The sequence below is a fragment of the Enterocloster lavalensis genome, from assembly GCF_046603895.1.
In the GTDB taxonomy this organism is placed as follows: domain Bacteria; phylum Bacillota; class Clostridia; order Lachnospirales; family Lachnospiraceae; genus Enterocloster; species Enterocloster lavalensis.
The window spans coordinates 1,617,170-1,633,218 of sequence record NZ_CP176637.1; the positions used below are offsets into that span (position 1 = coordinate 1,617,170).

Annotated in this window: 14 protein-coding genes; 1 reads left to right on the forward strand and 13 read right to left on the reverse strand. The window is 58.3% G+C overall.

Annotation, left to right across the window (positions count from 1 at the left end):
• Positions 1-3: 3 nt before the first annotated feature.
• From ACK2JC_RS07090 to mtaB, 4 genes are all read right to left on the reverse strand, one after another.
• Entirely contained in the window at positions 4-291 is a 288-nt protein-coding gene (locus ACK2JC_RS07090) for a DUF1292 domain-containing protein (protein ID WP_092365094.1), read from the reverse strand.
• Positions 269-724 carry a Holliday junction resolvase RuvX gene (gene ruvX / locus ACK2JC_RS07095; RefSeq protein ID WP_092365097.1) on the reverse strand — a complete coding sequence of 152 codons (456 nt, stop codon included), beginning with the start codon at positions 722-724 and terminating at the stop codon, positions 269-271. Before ruvX ends, ACK2JC_RS07090 begins: the two co-directional genes overlap by 23 nt.
• 232 nt (positions 725-956) lie before the next feature.
• A complete protein-coding gene (locus ACK2JC_RS07100; RefSeq protein ID WP_007708776.1) occupies positions 957-1,217 on the reverse strand; it encodes an IreB family regulatory phosphoprotein in 261 nt (86 codons plus the stop codon).
• A gap of 297 nt (positions 1,218-1,514) precedes the next feature.
• Positions 1,515-3,062, reverse strand: a complete 1,548-nt coding sequence (gene mtaB, locus ACK2JC_RS07105; protein ID WP_368271652.1) for a tRNA (N(6)-L-threonylcarbamoyladenosine(37)-C(2))-methylthiotransferase MtaB — start codon at positions 3,060-3,062, stop codon at positions 1,515-1,517.
• A 175-nt stretch (positions 3,063-3,237) separates the two neighbouring features.
• Between mtaB and ACK2JC_RS07110 the strand changes: the two genes are divergently transcribed.
• Positions 3,238-3,471, forward strand: coding sequence for an HPr family phosphocarrier protein (locus ACK2JC_RS07110; protein ID WP_007708774.1), 234 nt, complete (start codon positions 3,238-3,240; stop codon positions 3,469-3,471).
• Positions 3,472-3,609: 138 nt separating this feature from the next.
• On the opposite strand, the gene thiI is transcribed toward ACK2JC_RS07110, so the two are convergent.
• The 9 genes from thiI to ACK2JC_RS07155 all read right to left on the reverse strand — a co-directional run bounded on the left by thiI (position 3,610) and on the right by ACK2JC_RS07155 (position 16,004).
• Positions 3,610-4,794 carry a tRNA uracil 4-sulfurtransferase ThiI gene (gene thiI / locus ACK2JC_RS07115; protein WP_107434527.1) on the reverse strand — a complete coding sequence of 395 codons (1,185 nt, stop codon included), beginning with the start codon at positions 4,792-4,794 and terminating at the stop codon, positions 3,610-3,612.
• A 153-nt stretch (positions 4,795-4,947) separates the two neighbouring features.
• The gene (locus ACK2JC_RS07120; protein ID WP_092365106.1) at positions 4,948-6,102 is read right to left on the reverse strand and encodes a cysteine desulfurase family protein; all 1,155 of its coding nucleotides are present in this window, start codon (positions 6,100-6,102) and stop codon (positions 4,948-4,950) included.
• A 50-nt stretch (positions 6,103-6,152) separates the two neighbouring features.
• Positions 6,153-6,896, reverse strand: coding sequence for a 16S rRNA (uracil(1498)-N(3))-methyltransferase (locus ACK2JC_RS07125; RefSeq protein WP_320936296.1), 744 nt, complete (start codon positions 6,894-6,896; stop codon positions 6,153-6,155).
• Positions 6,897-6,908: 12 nt separating this feature from the next.
• Entirely contained in the window at positions 6,909-7,865 is a 957-nt protein-coding gene (prmA, locus tag ACK2JC_RS07130; protein WP_107434530.1) for a 50S ribosomal protein L11 methyltransferase, read from the reverse strand.
• Between the two features lie 54 nt (positions 7,866-7,919).
• Positions 7,920-8,675: a sulfite exporter TauE/SafE family protein gene (locus ACK2JC_RS07135; protein WP_092365115.1), complete on the reverse strand. Its 756-nt coding sequence runs from the start codon at positions 8,673-8,675 to the stop codon at positions 7,920-7,922.
• A gap of 272 nt (positions 8,676-8,947) precedes the next feature.
• Complete coding sequence (locus ACK2JC_RS07140) at positions 8,948-11,722, reverse strand: glycoside hydrolase family 38 C-terminal domain-containing protein (protein WP_320936297.1); 2,775 nt, start codon at positions 11,720-11,722, stop codon at positions 8,948-8,950.
• Positions 11,723-11,749: 27 nt separating this feature from the next.
• A complete protein-coding gene (gene mngA, locus ACK2JC_RS07145; RefSeq protein WP_320936298.1) occupies positions 11,750-13,666 on the reverse strand; it encodes a PTS 2-O-a-mannosyl-D-glycerate transporter subunit IIABC in 1,917 nt (638 codons plus the stop codon).
• Positions 13,667-13,929: 263 nt separating this feature from the next.
• Positions 13,930-14,685, reverse strand: a complete 756-nt coding sequence (locus tag ACK2JC_RS07150) for a MurR/RpiR family transcriptional regulator (RefSeq protein ID WP_139201164.1) — start codon at positions 14,683-14,685, stop codon at positions 13,930-13,932.
• Between the two features lie 629 nt (positions 14,686-15,314).
• Positions 15,315-16,004, reverse strand: a complete 690-nt coding sequence (locus ACK2JC_RS07155) for a hypothetical protein (protein ID WP_276853092.1) — start codon at positions 16,002-16,004, stop codon at positions 15,315-15,317.
• Between the last annotated feature and the right edge of the window lie 45 nt (positions 16,005-16,049).

The following is a 16,049-nucleotide window of genomic DNA, read 5'->3' on the forward strand; positions in this document are numbered from 1 at the left end:
GGCCTATTTCTCAAGCGTCACGTCCGCATCCGCCAGCAGCTGTTCGAATACGCGAAATACACCGTCCAGCTCATCTTCGTTCTCCACGAACTCGTAGATGGCCTCGGCGTCCTGTTGTCCGGATACATCTTTTAAAATGTAGCACTCTCCGTCCTCGCCCTCCGGGGCGTCCGTCACCAGCAGATAGCCTGTCGCATTGATCCTGGTCTCTTCCAGCACATAAAAATCCACAGATTCGCCTGAATCTGTAATCATTACAATCTTGTCTTTATTCTCGTTCTCCTGTTTCATCCCGTTCTCCCTGAAAACTTAAATTGTCCAGGTATCCCTGCAGAATCATGGCCGCTGCAATCTGGTCCACGCTCTCTTTCCGGTGTTCGCGGCGCACGCCGCTCTCCATCAGCACGCGGTCAGCCGCCACCGTTGTCAGCCGCTCATCCCAGAGAATCACAGGCAGTCCGGTGCGCCGTTCCAGCGCCGCTTTCAGCTCTTCCGTCTTCTGCGCGCGCTCTCCCACGGTGTTGTTCATATTCTTAGGATAACCAAGTACAATCCGTTCAATCTCGTATGCGCCGATTAATTCTTCAATTCTTGCCAATGTCTTTCTCAGTTTGTTCTCATCTTTGCGCACAATGGTTTCCACTGTCTGGGCAGTGATACCTAAAGGATCGCACACTGCAACCCCCACTGTCTTCGAGCCGTAATCCAGCCCCATTATTCTCATGTAAAATGCCTCCGAACAGTATTTTGCCGCGTTTCCCTTGCCGTCACCGCCGCCGCGCCTGCGCGCAGAACGGCCTGTTTCGCCCGCCGTATATGCTCAGGCATAACAAAACCAGCCTCTGTCTGCATTTCATTCCGTATCCACGCAGTCAGACGCCAGCAGGTTGATCGGTCATTATCACAGGGAGCCGCCCCGCGGGCCGCTCCGGTTCACGAAACGCAAATACGCCCTCCTACTTCAGGCGGGCGTCAATGTACACAGCCATCAGTTCCTCCAGAATCTCATCCCGCTCGACTTTCATGATGAGACTTCTAGCGCCCTTATGGCTGGTAATATAGGTCGGGTCCCCAGACATGATATAACCCACGATCTGGTTGATCGGGTTATATCCTTTCTCGGTCAAGGCAACATAAACCTGTTCCAGCACATCACTGACCTCGATCTTGTTGTCCTGAACAGCTTGAAAATATTGTGTATCCATCATATTGCCCATGTCATCACGTCCTTTAAGTATTCTTTTCTATTCTAACCGATAATTGTCCATTCGGCAATAGATTATTTTCTTAATTTTGACTATTATTATTGGACTTTTTGTAAAATATAGCACAATCCCCTGCCATTTCCCGGGAAATGTTCAAAATTTTCCCACTTAGGGGGCAGAAAATATCGAAGTTTGGCCGGGGGCGGGCCAGCGGACCAGTCAGAGGGCGGGCCAGCGGACCGGTCAGAGGGCGGGCCAGCGGGCCGGTCAGCGGACAGCCTGCTCAGCCGTCAGCCCGCCCAGCCGTTCTCAGCCCGGTTCCCCGGTAAGCTCCGCCAGCAGCGTCTCCTCGTCCAAAAAGCCTGTGATTCTCGCCTTCACGATCCGGCCTCTGGCAGGGGCGGCGGGATGCTGCTCGTGCGGGGCGGCGGGATTCGCTGCGGTTCCGGCATCCAATACCGGAGCGCCGCAATTCGCTGTGTTCCTGGCGTCAAATTCCGTGGCGGCGGATTTCACTGCGGTTCCGGCATCCAATGCCGGAGCGCCGCAATTCGCTGTGTTCCCGGCGTCCGCGGACAAAACCGCGGCTCTCACATACTGGCGCGTGTGACCTACCACGCAGGGGAAGCCTCCGATTTCGGCCGGTTCCTCCAGCAGAATTTCCTGGACGGTCCCCACAAAGCCCTGGCGGTATTCCCTGGACATGCGTTTCTCCAGCTCCAGCAGCTGGTCGCTGCGCTCCGCCTTCACTGGCTCCGGCACCTGATCCGGCATCACGGCCGCCCGGGTGCCCTCGCGCCTGGAGTATTTAAACACGTGCATCTCATAAAAATGCACCTGTTCCAGGTATTGCCGGGTCGCCGCAAATTCCTCCTCCGTCTCGCCCGGAAAGCCCACGATCACATCGGTGGTGATGGCGGGGTTATCAAAGGCTTCCCGCAAAATCCCGCAGCGCTCCCGGTATTCCTCCGTGTTATAGTGACGGTTCATCCGCTTTAAGGTGGCGTCGCAGCCGCTCTGGAGGGACAGGTGGAAATGGGGACAAAGCTTGGGAAGTCTGGCCAGCTCCGCCGCGAATTCCCCGGTGATGATCCGCGGCTCCAGGGAGCCCAGGCGGATGCGCTCGATGCCCTCCACCCCGCTCACCTCCCGGATCAGCCGCAGCAGCCACGGGCGGTACAGGGCGTTCTCCTCGGCCTTGTAATCCCCGGCGGTGAGAGCGCTCTCCGGGTTCTCAAAGTCCAGCCCATAGGAGCTTAAATGGATGCCCGTGAGCACCATTTCCTTATAGCCCTGAGCGGCCAGGGTGCGGACCTCTTCCAGCACCTCCTCCGGCCTGCGGGAACGCACCCGGCCTCTGGCGTAGGGGATAATACAGTAGCTGCAAAACTGATTACAGCCGTCCTGCACCTTGATAAACGCCCTGGTCCGGTCCGCGATCCGGTCCACGTGCAGGGCTTCGTATTCATTGGTGTGGGAGATGTCCACCACATAGGACACGTCCTCCCTGCCCCCGCTGAAAAATTCATCCAGAATGTCCGCCAGGCGTGCCTTCTGGTTATTTCCCACTATGATATCCACCGCCGCATCCTCTTTCAGCGCGTTGGCGGCCACCTGCACATAGCAGCCCGCTGCCACCACAACGGAATCCGGGTTCATTTTCTTGGCCCGGTGCAGCATCTGGCGGGACTTGCGGTCCGCGATATTGGTCACGGAGCAGGTGTTGATAATATATACGTCCGCCTTTTGGTCAAAAGGGACGATCTCATAACCGCGGGCTTCCAGCTGTTGCTGCATGGCCTCGGTTTCGTATGCATTTACCTTGCATCCAAGGTTGTGAAGAGCCGCCTTGGGCATGTCAAAACCTCCTGTTTTTGCTAATCATAAATTACCAGTTTCTTACGTTTTTTTTCATGCAATCTAACTATTGACTTTTAAGGCCCGCATCTGTACTATTAAAAGCAGGATAGGGATCGGTTATGTTTCCTGTCAACCAACACTTAAAGTATATACCACAAGGAGGGTTCCCCGTATGAAAACAGTTCGTATTTCGTTAAATTCCATCGACAAGGTTAAGTCTTTTGTAAATGATTTATCCAAGTTTGATGTAGATTTTGATCTGGTATCCGGCAGATATGTTATCGATGCAAAGTCCATCATGGGCATCTTCAGCCTGGATCTGTCCAAGCCCATCGACTTGAACATCCACGCAGAAGCCAACATCGACGAGATTTTAAACATTCTGGCTCCCTACATCATCGCATAATCCACATACCGTTTTAACGCTGTACATGACGGCTGCCCACCGCTTCGCGGGGGCAGCTTTTTTGTTGTTTGCCGGATGTAAGGGCCACCGGCGCAGCCTATGGGCGATTGTCCCAATGCATTGGGCCGCCGGACCGGTTTAGCCCTGGCAGGTGATCCGCTCCGCCGTGTCGATGGCCGTCTGAACCATTTCCCCGATCTTCTCCTGCAAATGGGTCTCGGAACCGCGGATCACGTTGAGATTCGGTTTGGTCACCGGGTGCTTGGCCACGAAAATGGTGCAGCAGTCCTCGAAGGGCTGGATGGAGGTCTCGAAGGTGCCGATCTTCTCGGACAGGTCCACGATCTCCTGCTTGTCAAAGCCGATCACCGGCCGGAATACGGGCATGGTGCAGACTTCGTTGGTGGCGGCTAAGGACTGTACGGTCTGGGAAGCCACCTGGCCGATGCTCTCCCCCGTGATCAGGCTGATGGCCCCGGTCTGGTTGGCGATGGCCTCGGCGATGCGCATCATGTAGCGGCGCATGATGATGGTCAGCTCCTCGTGGGGGCATTTGTCGTAGATATAGAGCTGGATGTCCGTGAAATTCACCACGTAAAGGTTGATCGGGCCTGCGTAGCGGGCAACCAGGTTGGCCAGGTCCACCACCTTCTGCTTGGCCCGGTCGCTGGTGTAGGGCGGCGCGTGGAAATAGACGGCGTCGATCTTCACGCCCCGCTTGGCGATCATGTAACCCGCCACCGGGCTGTCGATGCCGCCGGACAGGAGCAGCATAGCCCTGCCGTTGGTGCCCACAGGCATGCCGCCGGGGCCGGGGATCACCAGTGAGAACAGATTCACCTTCTGGCGCACCTCCACCCGCAGGATCACGTCGGGATTGTGCACGTCCACTTTCATTTCCGGGAAAGCTTCCAGAATTACCTCGCCCAGGTCGCGGTTGATCTGATCGGAGCTGACGGGGTAATTCTTGTCGCCCCGGCGGGCATTTACCTTAAAGGTCAGGCGCTTGTCCGGGTACACCTGGTCCATGTACTCCACCACACGTTTTTTCAGATTCTCGTAATCCTTGTCCTCGATCTGGACCATGGGGCAGATGTCGGCAATTCCGAACACCCGCTTTAACGCCTCGATCACGTCGTCGTACTCATAATCGCCCTCGGCCATGACGTAGATGCGGCCGGACTCCTTGGTCACCTCGAAACGGCCCTCCACGGACTTTAAGGCGTAGCGGATCTGCTTGATCAGGGCGTCCTCGAACATGAAGCGGTTCTTGCCTTTGGTGCCGATCTCCGCGTATTTGATCAAAAATGACTGGTATTTCATAAATAACCTCTTTCTATATGCTGAGCAATTCCGGCCGCAGGGGCCGGATGCAGGTTGTGCGCTGATATAGTGGGACACGTTGGGGCGCGCTGGGGCTGCGTGGCGGGCGCACCGGCGCTGCGCGGCGGGCACGCCAGAGCGGCGTTTCTCCGCCTACCGCCGCGAATAACGGCGCAGCACCGGCAGCAGTTCCTTTAACGTGTCGATACAGTAATCCACTTCCTCCAGTGTGTTGAACACGCCGAAGCTGAAGCGCAGGGTGGAGTCCAGCAGGTCCTTCTTCACGCCCACCGCCTTCAGGGTTCCGCTGATGGCCGGGTGGTTGGAGGAGCAGGCGGAGCCGGAGGAAACGTAGATTCCCTTGTCCTCCAGGGCGTGCAGCAGCACCTCGCTGCGCACTCCCGCAAAGCTGACACTGACCACCTGGGGGGCGCTTAAATTTCCCTTAAGGCTGTTGACGGTCACACCTTCAAGCCCGGCCATGCGGTCGATCATGTGGTCCTTCAGGGACGTGATGTGCTCCATCTTCTCCCGGTGGCCGGTGTACATCTCTTCCGCCGCAACGCCCAGACCGGCGATGCCGGGTACATTTTCCGTGCCGGAGCGCAGGTCGCGCTGCTGGCCGCCGCCGTAGACCAGGGGGCGGATCTTCACCCGCTCGTCGATGTAGAGAAAACCCACGCCCTTGGGGCCGTGAATCTTGTGGGCGCTGACGGAGAGCAGGTCGATCATGGCCTTTTTGGGGCGGATCACGAACTTTCCGTAGGCCTGGATGGCGTCCACGTGAAACAGGGTGGAGGGGTTCTTCCTGCGGATCAGGGCGCCGATATCCTCCACCGGCTCCACTGCGCCGATCTCATTGTTCACGTACATGATGGAGACCAGGATGGTGTCCGGCCGGATGGCCTCCTCCAGCTCCTTAAGGGAAATGTGGCCGTCGCCGTCCACGGACAGGTAGGTCACCTCAAATCCCTGTTCCTCCAGAAATGCCAGGGGATTGTACACGCTGGCGTGCTCGATCCGGGTGCTGATGATGTGCTTTCCGGCCCGGTGGTTGGCCATGGCCGTGCCGATCAGGGCCATGTTGTTGCTCTCCGTGCCGCCGGAGGTGAACAGAATCTCCTTCTCCTTCACCTTCAGGGTCTTTGCCACCCGGGCCGCGGCCTGGCGCACGTACTGCTCCGCCTCCATGCCCTTGCGGTGCTTGGCGGAGGGGTTTCCGTAATCCTCTGTCATCGCCTTCACCACAATGTCCTTCACGCTGTCAAAGACCCGTGTGGTGGCGGAATTGTCAAAATATGCTTCCATTTTTTACTTGCTCCTCTTATATGAAACATGCACAGGGCGGGCCCCCGCCCTCAGATTCCGCCTTCCAGCCGCAGCATCAGCGCCGCCAGCACAGCCAGGCCCGCGGTCTCAGTTCTGAGAATCCGCTGTCCCAGGCTCACCGGCAGGATACCGGCCGACCTGGCAAGGTCCACCTCAGACTCGTCGAACCCGCCTTCCGGGCCGATGAACACGGCGATCCGTTTCGCCTCCCCGGACCGCGCAAAGGCTTCCCGGGTGGCCTCCATGCCACGTTCATTTTCATAGGGAATCAGGCGAAGGTCAAAACCGTCCCGGTCCATGCGGGCCACTGCCTCCTTGAAGGACAGCACCCGGCCAATCTCCGGCACCAGGCTGCGCTTGCTCTGCTTGGCCGCGCTCTCGGCGATGGCCTGCCAGCGACGGAGGCGGCTCTCCTCTTTTTTCGCGTCCAGCTTGACCACGGCGTTTTTCGTGGCTACGGGTATAATCCCAGCGGCCCCCAGTTCCACGGCTTTCTGGATAATCAGTTCCATCTTGTCGCTCTTGGGCAGTCCCTGGAAGAGCCAGATTCCGGCGGGCAGCTCTCTGGACGGCTGTTCCCCGAGAATCCGCGCGCCGACGGACTCGGCGTCCAGGCTCTCCACCGCGCACAGCAGGTCGTTTCCGCCGCCGCTGACCAGAAACTCTTCCCCCGGGCGCATGCGCAGCACATTTTTCATATGGTTCACGTCCGGCCCGGTGATGCGCACCTGCCCATCCCGGATCTGCCCCGGCTCCACAAAGAAATGATGCATGGCAAACCCTCTCTACCGCTTGCGCGCGGTCACGGACACCCACTCGCCCTGGCGGGTTACCTCCAGTACCTCAAAGGCGGGATTCTTCGCAAATGCATCCAGCACTGCCTGTTCCTTCATATTGATAATGCCGGAGGTGATAAAGAGTCCGCCCTGCTTCAAATGCACCGGAATCTCATCCACCAGCAGAATGATCACATCCGCCAGAATATTGGCCACCACCACGTCGTAGCAGCCGAATCCGGCCCACTCCTGAACGCTGGGGTCATTCAGGATATTTCCCTGCAACACGTGAAAGCGCTCGCCGGAAATGCCGTTGGCTTCCAGGTTCTCGCCCACTGCCGTGATGGCGTTCTCGTCCAGATCCGTCCCCCAGACCTCCTTCGCGCCCAGCTTCAGGGCGGTGATGCCCAGGATACCGCTGCCCGTGCCCACGTCCAGAAGCTTTGTCCCGCTGTCCACGGCTTTTTTCAGCTGGCGAATGCACAACTGGGTGGTCTCGTGCATCCCGGTTCCAAAGGCGGTGCCGGGATCGATCTGCACCAGCAGCTTGTCCTTGTGCTCCTCGGGAATGGTCTCCCAGGTGGGCTTGATCAGAATGTCGTCCACGGTGAAGGGCTTGAAATACTGCTTCCAGTTGTTGATCCAGTCCTTGTCCTCGGTCTCGGAGGCGGCGATGGCGCGCTGTCCCAGATCCGTGAACACGGCCAGCTCGTCCAGACCTTCCTCCACCTGTTTCATCAGCTCCTCAATGTCGCGGTCGTCGTCCACGTAGAAGCTCACCTTTGCCACGCCCTCGTCCGGCGGCAGCTCCGGCAGAATATCGATGAACATTCCCTTGGTCTCCCGCTCCGTGAGCGGCACGTTGTCCTCAATCTCCACGCCCTCGATGCCGATGTCGTCCAGCATGCTGCTGACCAGATCGACCGCCTGGGTGGTGGTAGTAAGTGTAAATTTTTTCCATTTCATAATCTATCTTCTCCTGTCTGTTGATTCTCTTAGTTGCAAAATGGGCCGGGGCGCCTACCGTCCGCTGAGCACCTTCACGAACAACGCGATCAGCACCACCAGCACCACCGGGCGCACGATCTTGTGTCCGTCGTGGACCACCAGGCCGGAGCCGATGTAGTGGCCGCCGATGCAGCAGATTCCGGCCGCCAGGCCCAGGGGGTACAGCACGTTTCCGCTGAAAATGAAGGTGACGAGCGCCGCGGTGTTGGAGGACAGGTTGATCACCTTGGTCTGGGCCGAGGCGCTGCGCACGTCCATCCGCGCCACCCCGGTGAGCACCAGCAGCAAAAACGTGCCAGTACCCGGCCCGTAGAAGCCGTCGTAACCGCCCACCAGCAGAGCCGCCAGCACGCTGAGCACAAACATGCGCTGCCGGGAAATATCCCCGGTTTTCTCGCTGTCCCCCATTCGCTTATCGAACAGAACGTATGCCGCAACAATGGGCAGAACCACCAGCATCATGTTCCGGATCACTTGGTCCGGAACCATCAGCGCCAGGCGGGCGCCGATGGAGGAGCCGATGATGGCCGCCACCGCCGAGCAAGCCGCCATGGCCGCCTTGCCCTTCAGGTAGCCGTTTTTCGCATAGCGGACGGTGGAGACCACCGTACCCATGGAAGAGCCGAGCTTGTTGGTGCCCAGGGCGGTGTGGGCGGGCACTCCTGCCAAAAGATACGCGGGCAGAGAGATAATCCCACCGCCGCCGGCAATGGAATCCACCAGCCCGGCCAAGAAAGTCAGCGGGCATACGATCAGATATTGTATCATAGTCTTAGGTATCCTTTCTGAAAAAGCAACCTATATATTATCACAGAATCCGGGCACTGGCAATAAGCGCGGGAAGCAAAAGGCGAAAAAAGCTGAAAATATGGAGTTTCCTGCGGGAAAAGATGGTAATCGCCTTCCATGGCCGCCCGTTATGGGGAAGGTTTGCCGTGCAGCGTGCGCCGCCGGGCGCGCGATCAAACAGAGGGCGGACACACCGTTTGGTGTGCCTGCCCTCTGCCGCGCTTAATATCTGACCGATTTATTGATATTTCCTAAAATTTACAAGTAAAAATCTGGTTATAACCAACCCACTGAACTCCCGTCACATGCCTGCTCAGCACATCCGTCTCATTCAGCTTCACCACGTCCACGGCCAGGTCTCCGTTTCCGTCCTTCAGCCTCACAGGGACTTTCTCCCCTCCGCCATTGTAAAATCTGGCGATCAGCTTATCCTCGTCCTCCGCTTTTTTCAGCGCCCCCAGGACCGCCCGGCCTTCCGTCTCTCTCAAAAGGCTGTACGCGTAGGGAACCTTCGCCTCAGCCGGATTCAGCTTCATAGCGTTGTAGGGCATCTTGTTGTAGGAAATGAACGGGGTGACGTACTCCTTCGCGGTCCTCGCCAGATGATCCCGGCAGGCGGTAAGGGCGATCTCATAGGTATGGCTGCCCCGAAGCTGGGAATCCGGGGTTTCCATCTTGATCCCGGAAGGTCTGCCCGGCCTTCTGAGAAGCCCTTCTTTGCCCAGCACGCCCACGCTTCGGAATAAGGTGACGGCCAGCACGCCGTAATCCGGGCCGGTCATCTCGTACTCTCTCACCGAGTTAGTCAGAACCGCCAGCCCCCGCTCCCCGCAGCCGGACACCCAGGACAGGAAGGGATAAATGGAATCCGGCCGCTCAGACCAGCCCTCCTTCTCCCACACGTCCATGGCCTCGTCCCTCACCGGGCGGCGGATCATGCCAAACTGGTTGTCGCTGACGGAAAATCCTTCATGTTCCTGTCCCGGCACCAGCAGCCGCAGCCGGTGGCTGTCCGCCTGGTTGTCCACCGTCACCCGGACCTCCAGAACCGGGGATCCGGCTTTTAATTCCAGCTCAAATTCCACGTCCACCCAGCCGTCCCTCCGCCGCTCGCTCCGGCTCTCAAGTCCGGCCGGAACCGCCATGGATACCCGAACCCGTGCCTTGTGGCTGTACGTCCCGTGTTGGCAGTGGACATCCGCAGTCTCCTCCTTTGAGGTCAACACCCAGTCGTCTGCCGCCGGGGAGTAGTCGTAGCCGTCTCCGTCGTCGCTCCCGTCCTCCAAAAGCAGCACGTCCCGGTAGTATTGGCCCTTCTGTTTGTCCAGAACGGTCAGGCTGCCGTTGGGTTCGATGGTCACAGACAGGTACTCATTTTCCAGGGTATTGGCGGCCGGGGAGGCAGGACGGCAGTTTCCGCCAAGGTCCACCGGTTCCACGGCAGGGTTTTCCCCCATACCGGCCGCCGGTCCCACGGCAAGGTTTTCCCCCGTACCGGCCGCCACGGACGCGGCAAAGCTTTCCCCCGTACCGTCCGCCACGGACGCGGCAGGGCTTTCCCCCGTACCGGCCGTCATGGACACGGCAAAGCTTTCCCCTGCAAGCGCCTCCGCCTCCCTGACCAGATAAGTAGTAAATCCCATGGCGGGAATCCGGTCGCAAAATTCCAGCGTATATTCCACAAAGGGCTCGTAATCCCCATAGTGAACGATCTGCCGGTCAATCAGCCCCGCGTCCACAATCCTGCGGTCCGCGATCTCGTATTCCAACCGGGAGCCGTCGGGGCGCTCCAGCACAAACCGTTTCATCTTGGTGACAATTTTCCCCCGGATCATCCCCTCCCGCTCATAGGGAAGCAGGTTGAACACCGTCAGCTTGTCCAGAGCCCGGCTGCAGTCCATGGCGTCCACAATCTTTCTCATGTAAAACTCAATCAGCCGGTCCGCGCGCTCCTCCGCCAGGAAATAGCGGTCCGCAATGGCGCGGTGCACCTTATCGCTGCAGCAGCATCCGATGGAATCGTGGGCGTGATTCTTCATCAGCTCCTTCCAGATGGCTTCCACCAGGCCGTGGTGATACGGGAAGCCCAGCTTGTAGGCGATGGAGGCCAGCGGTTCCAGCAGGTTGGTGATCTTGTTCTCAATCCGCGTGTTCGCCGCCTTCAAATCGGCCCGTGAGGAGAAAATGCTCCGGTGCACCCGCATATACCGGCCGTCCAGAAATTCTCCCCGCAGGGTATCTAAGTTCCCCTGGCGGCCGATGGCCGCAAACACGTCCTCATACCGGCTCAGGAAAAATTCCTTGTCCGGGTACAGCTCCCGCATCGTTTCCATTACCTGGAAAATATCGCGTTGCAGCGGCATCTGGTCATGGCCGTTGGGTACTAAAAGATGGCCTGTGGCGGTTCCCCGCTCAAGAACGGGCATGTATTTTTCCATCCGCTTTCTCAGGGCTTCCTTCTCCACCGGAAGATATTTGCCGATGGCGTAACCCAGGGGCAGCAGCTGCACCGCCACCCGGGAGCCGTCGTCGTCCTCCCAGAAGAATTCTGTCCGGTCCGTGCCCATGCGCTCGGAGGTCCCCCTCCAGAACATACTGTTTTCTATATTAAATCCCCTTAAAATCTGCGGCATCCTGGCGCTCTGGCCAAAGGAATCCGGAAGATAACCGATCATCATGGGACTGCCGAACTCCCGGCAGTCCTTCATCCCGTACAGAAGGTTGCGGACGATGGACTCTCCCCCTACCACCATCTCGTCTGTCTGGGTATACCAGGGCCCGATGATCAGTTTTCCCCTCTGCACCAGCGCCCGGACCCGCTCCCGGTTTTCCGGGGACACGGAGAAATAGTCCTCCAGCACCGAGGTCTGTCCGTCCAGGACAAAGCAGGGATAATCCTCCCGTGTCTCCAGCATGGTGAGCACCTCTTCCATATCGTTCACCAAAAGGATTTTTGATTCCTCTGCGGTAAAATACCACTCCCTGTCCCAGTGAAAATGCGGGACAATATGTACTTTATCTGCCATAATCCACTCCATACGCCTGCGGCGTTCTTATTTTCTCATTGACTTGTCATATTTCATCTTTTTAAGGGCAACCAGGATCACGGTTGAGATCACCGCGCCCAGCACCGCCGCAAAAAACCAGATTAACGCATTTCCCATGCCTCCCAAACCGTCCTTTAACAGGAACATGGAGAAGATTCCCGCTCCCGGGACATCCAGGCCGATGTTGCACATGGCCACGATGGCGCCGGTCACGGCGGAGCCCGCGCAGAGGGAGAAAATCACGCGCACCGGGTCCGCCATCATCACAGGGATGGCTCCCTCGGTGATTCCGGCCAGTCCCAGAATCCAGGTGGACATGCCAGCCTCCTGCTCCTCTTTTGTAAAATACTTCTTAAAGCCCAGAGTGGACATGGTCACCGCAAATGCCGACACCATCTTGATGGAGGCAAAGGCTGCGTAGGGCATGAGAATTCCCTCCGCCATGGCGCCCACGCAGAAGGTGTAGGCCGCTTTGTTGACCGGACCGCCCAGGTCAAAGGAAACCATGATTCCGATGATCGCGCCCAAAAGCGCCGCGTTGGAACCGCTCATGGCGCTGAGCAGGCCGATCAGACTCTGATTCAGCCACGCTACCGGTTTTCCGAGCAGAAAAAACATCACAATACCCACGATCAGGGTGCTGAACACGGGGTAAACCCAAAAGGACACAAAACCGGCAAACACACCCTTGGCGGGCACTGCCTTCCTCAAAAAACGGACTGCATATCCGGCTACAAGGCCGCCTAACATACCGCACAGGAATCCGCCGTTAATCAGGTTGGCCGCGATACCCGCCGCAAAGCCGGGAGCCAGGGCCGTCTTATCCCCCAGGGAGTAGGCCATGTAGGCCGCCAGCATGGGGATCATCAGGGTTCCCAGGGTATTTCCGCCCATCTTACGGAAGAGCCACAGCCAGCTGTTGTCCATGTTGTAAAGCTCCTGAAGCCCGAAGCCCTGGGCGATCAGCACCGCGAAGGCGTTGATCATTCCGCCCGCCACAATGATGGGGATAATATAGGAAACGCCCGTGAGCACCGCCTGCTTGATCTCACTGCCAACGCTGGCCTTCTCTCCGGCTGCGGCGGCATTTCCCGCGTCCGTTCCCGCATAATCGCTCTTGCCTTCCCGCCCGGCTTTCTCCAGCGCCCCGCGGATCACGCCCTTGGCGTCCTTGATGGGGGCGGCCACCTTGGTCTTGTACACCGGCAGATGGTCAAAGCGCTCGCTATCCTTCACCGCCACGTCCGCCGCAAATACCGCCGCGTCGGCGTCCCGCAGCATTTGAGCCGTGTGCCGGTCCTCCACGCCGTTTGCGCCCTGCTTTTCCACATAGACCTTGACACCCAGCTCCTCGCCGCCCTTCACAAGGGCTTCCGCCGCCATGTAGGTGTGGGCGATTCCAGCCGGACACGCGGTGACTGCGACGATGGTTTTGGCGTATGTGCGGTTCTTCTCCGCCTCAGCCGTTCCCCCTTCCAGGTTCCGGTAAAGCTCCTCCGCCGTCTTAGAGGCTTTCAGCCGCTCCAGATAATCCGGGTTGGAAACGCGGGTCATCAGCTCCGACAGCAGCTCCAGATGGGTGCTTTTCGCCTCCGACTCCGGGATGGCCAACAGGAAAATGATGGTCACTTCATTTCCCGGCACGATGCTCTCCCAGTTTTTGATGGGAGTCCTGACCGTCGCCACCGCGAAGGCCGCTTCCCGCACCGCTTTGCTCTTTCCGTGAGGGACCGCCATTCCCATATCGATCCCCGTCTCGGAGAGGGATTCGCGCTCCAATACCGCCCTGTAATACTCATCCCTTGAGGACAGCTTTCCCGCGGCGTCCAGCTTGTCCACCAGATAGTTGATTGCCTCCAGCTTGGTGGAGAATTCACACCCCAGACTGATTAATTCCCTGCTTGTGGCTTTTTGCAGATTCATAGTCTACCCCTTTCACATTTTCGTCGCAACAGTTCATGCGTCAATTTTTACATCGGATGGAAATCCGACCGTTCGTCCTTCGGTTAACCTGGATAAGAGTATAGCACAAAATCAGCCCGGAGCCGTTTTTTCGTAATTTATCCACACAAAATGCCTTCGCTGTGTAAATTTACACAGCAAAAAAGGAAGCAGGCCGTTTCCCGCTTCCCTGTTCTGCCCTTTGATCCGCCGCTGCGGCCGCTCCCGCTCCCCGCGCCGCAGGCTCACGGCTCCACATATCCCTGCCAGAACTCCTCGCTGAGCAGCCGGACCAGGACCATTAACCCGCTCCGGTCCGTGACGTTGTAGCCCTGCACCTCCCGGTCCTCGCCCCAGAAATACAGGTTCACGTCGCAGGCCTTAGCCAGACGATTTTCATAAAAATGGGTGATGCTCACCACCGGCATTCCCATGGCTTTGGCCTCCCCGGCCATCTCGATGAGCCGGTCGTTCTCCCCCCTGGCGCTGATAATGATCAGCAGGTCGTCCCTGCTTCCATGCCTGACCGCGTAAAACATGTCGTGTATCTGCTGGTAAAACTGCACGCTGCAGTCCAGGCACCTGAGATTCTTGCCCAGCATCTCGCAGAAATAGGTGGAGTCCCCCACCCCCGCAAAGATACAGCAGCGGGCTTTCTTCATCATCGCAGCCGCCTTTTTCAGGGTGAGCACGTCGATGGTGTCCAACGTTTTCACAATATTGGACGGCAGCTGTCCCAGAATACGGCCGCTTATGGTCTTACCCGTGCCCTCCGGCTCGCCCTCGTTCTGGACCGAAAACTTCAGCTCCGAAAAGCCGCTGTACTCCAGCTTCTTCGACAGCCGCATCACCGCGTTGGGCGCGATAAATAAATCCGCCGCGATCTTCTGAATGGACAGCTTCATGATCTCCTGCCTGTGGCTGCGGATATAAGACACAATGTCGTCGTCCGTCTCGTTCAGCTGATCCTCATGGCGCAAAACCCGCTCCTCAAATTTCATCCCGATTCCCTCCCGCCCATTCTGCCGGTCAAATGCCGCGTCCGTATAGTTCCCTGTCGCAAAACCGGCCCGGCTGCCGGCGCAGACCGCTATAACCAAAATAGCATAAATGCACGGGAGCGTCAACGTGCATTCCGGCCGGAATTCCGCTCGGATCACGCCCTCACGCCCTGCCAAAAACTCCCGCTGCTAAAAATTGCCATGAAAATCCCGGATTATTTTTAAATTTACCGCAATAAAATCCCCGCCCCGCGCATTATCCTAGTGAACGGATAAAACAACACCGGCCGGCGACGGCGGATGGGGCAACGATAAAAACATAATCAAGTACACGAAATTCCTTGATTGCATTACACTCCATCACACACCGCCCCGGATGCCGGAACCGGCCGGATGTTTTGAAGGTGCGAAGGATAAAACGTCTCTGATCGGACGGCGCAGCCGCGCCAACATAAAATACTCCCGAGAAAAGGGGCTGCCCTCCGGCGGCGTCCGGGCGGGATGCGCACCGCGCGTCCCAAACGGCGTCCGCCGGGCGGAGAGCGGCAAATTGCAAATGCAGACATGGCGTGTGGGCCTTGTCTGCATTTTTTGTGTGTGAAAATCCGCCGGCAGCGCCGGACCATCCGTCACTGTATCATCGCGCCGTCCGCCCCCACCCGGTAGCCGTCCGGCGTGACGGTGTCCACGTAAAGGCGTCCCATGGTGCCGTCGGACTGGGTGTTGAAGTAATAGGATTTACCGTCGATCACCTGCCAGCCGGTGCGCATCATACCCAGCGTGCCGTCGTCCACCGGGTTTAAGTAGTAACGGTTGCCGTCCCCGTCCGTGAACCACCCCGTCACCATGTACCCGCTGCCGTCAAACCGGTACCAACGGTTGCGGATCATCTTCCAGCCGTCGGACAGCCAGCTGCCGCCGTAGAGCTGGAACCACCATCCGCCGGGACTATAGCGCCAGCCCTGGCCGTAAACTCCCCCCGGCCCGTTGTTGTAGTACCACCAGTCGTCGTCATCCCAGTCGTCATCGTCGTCATTCCACCAGTCCCAGGGATCGTAGGTGTACTGGGTGGTGTCCGGCACGTTAGTGTTCCAGCCCGGATAGGCGTAGATCGTGTCGCCCGATGTCTCCCTGGCGTTCCCCTCTCCCACGCCCGGGCCTCCGCTGTAATAGGCGTTCTCATTATAATACGGGTCCACGCCGGGACCTCCCCGGTAGTAATAGTCACCCGGTCCGTAGGCCAGGGCCGGACAGACCTGCCCGGCCGTCAACACAGCCGCCGCGGCAGCCGTCAGAATCCGCTTCACGTATGTTCTCATATCCTCGTCTCCACTCTCCTCGCGGCCAAATGCGGCCGTTTCTCC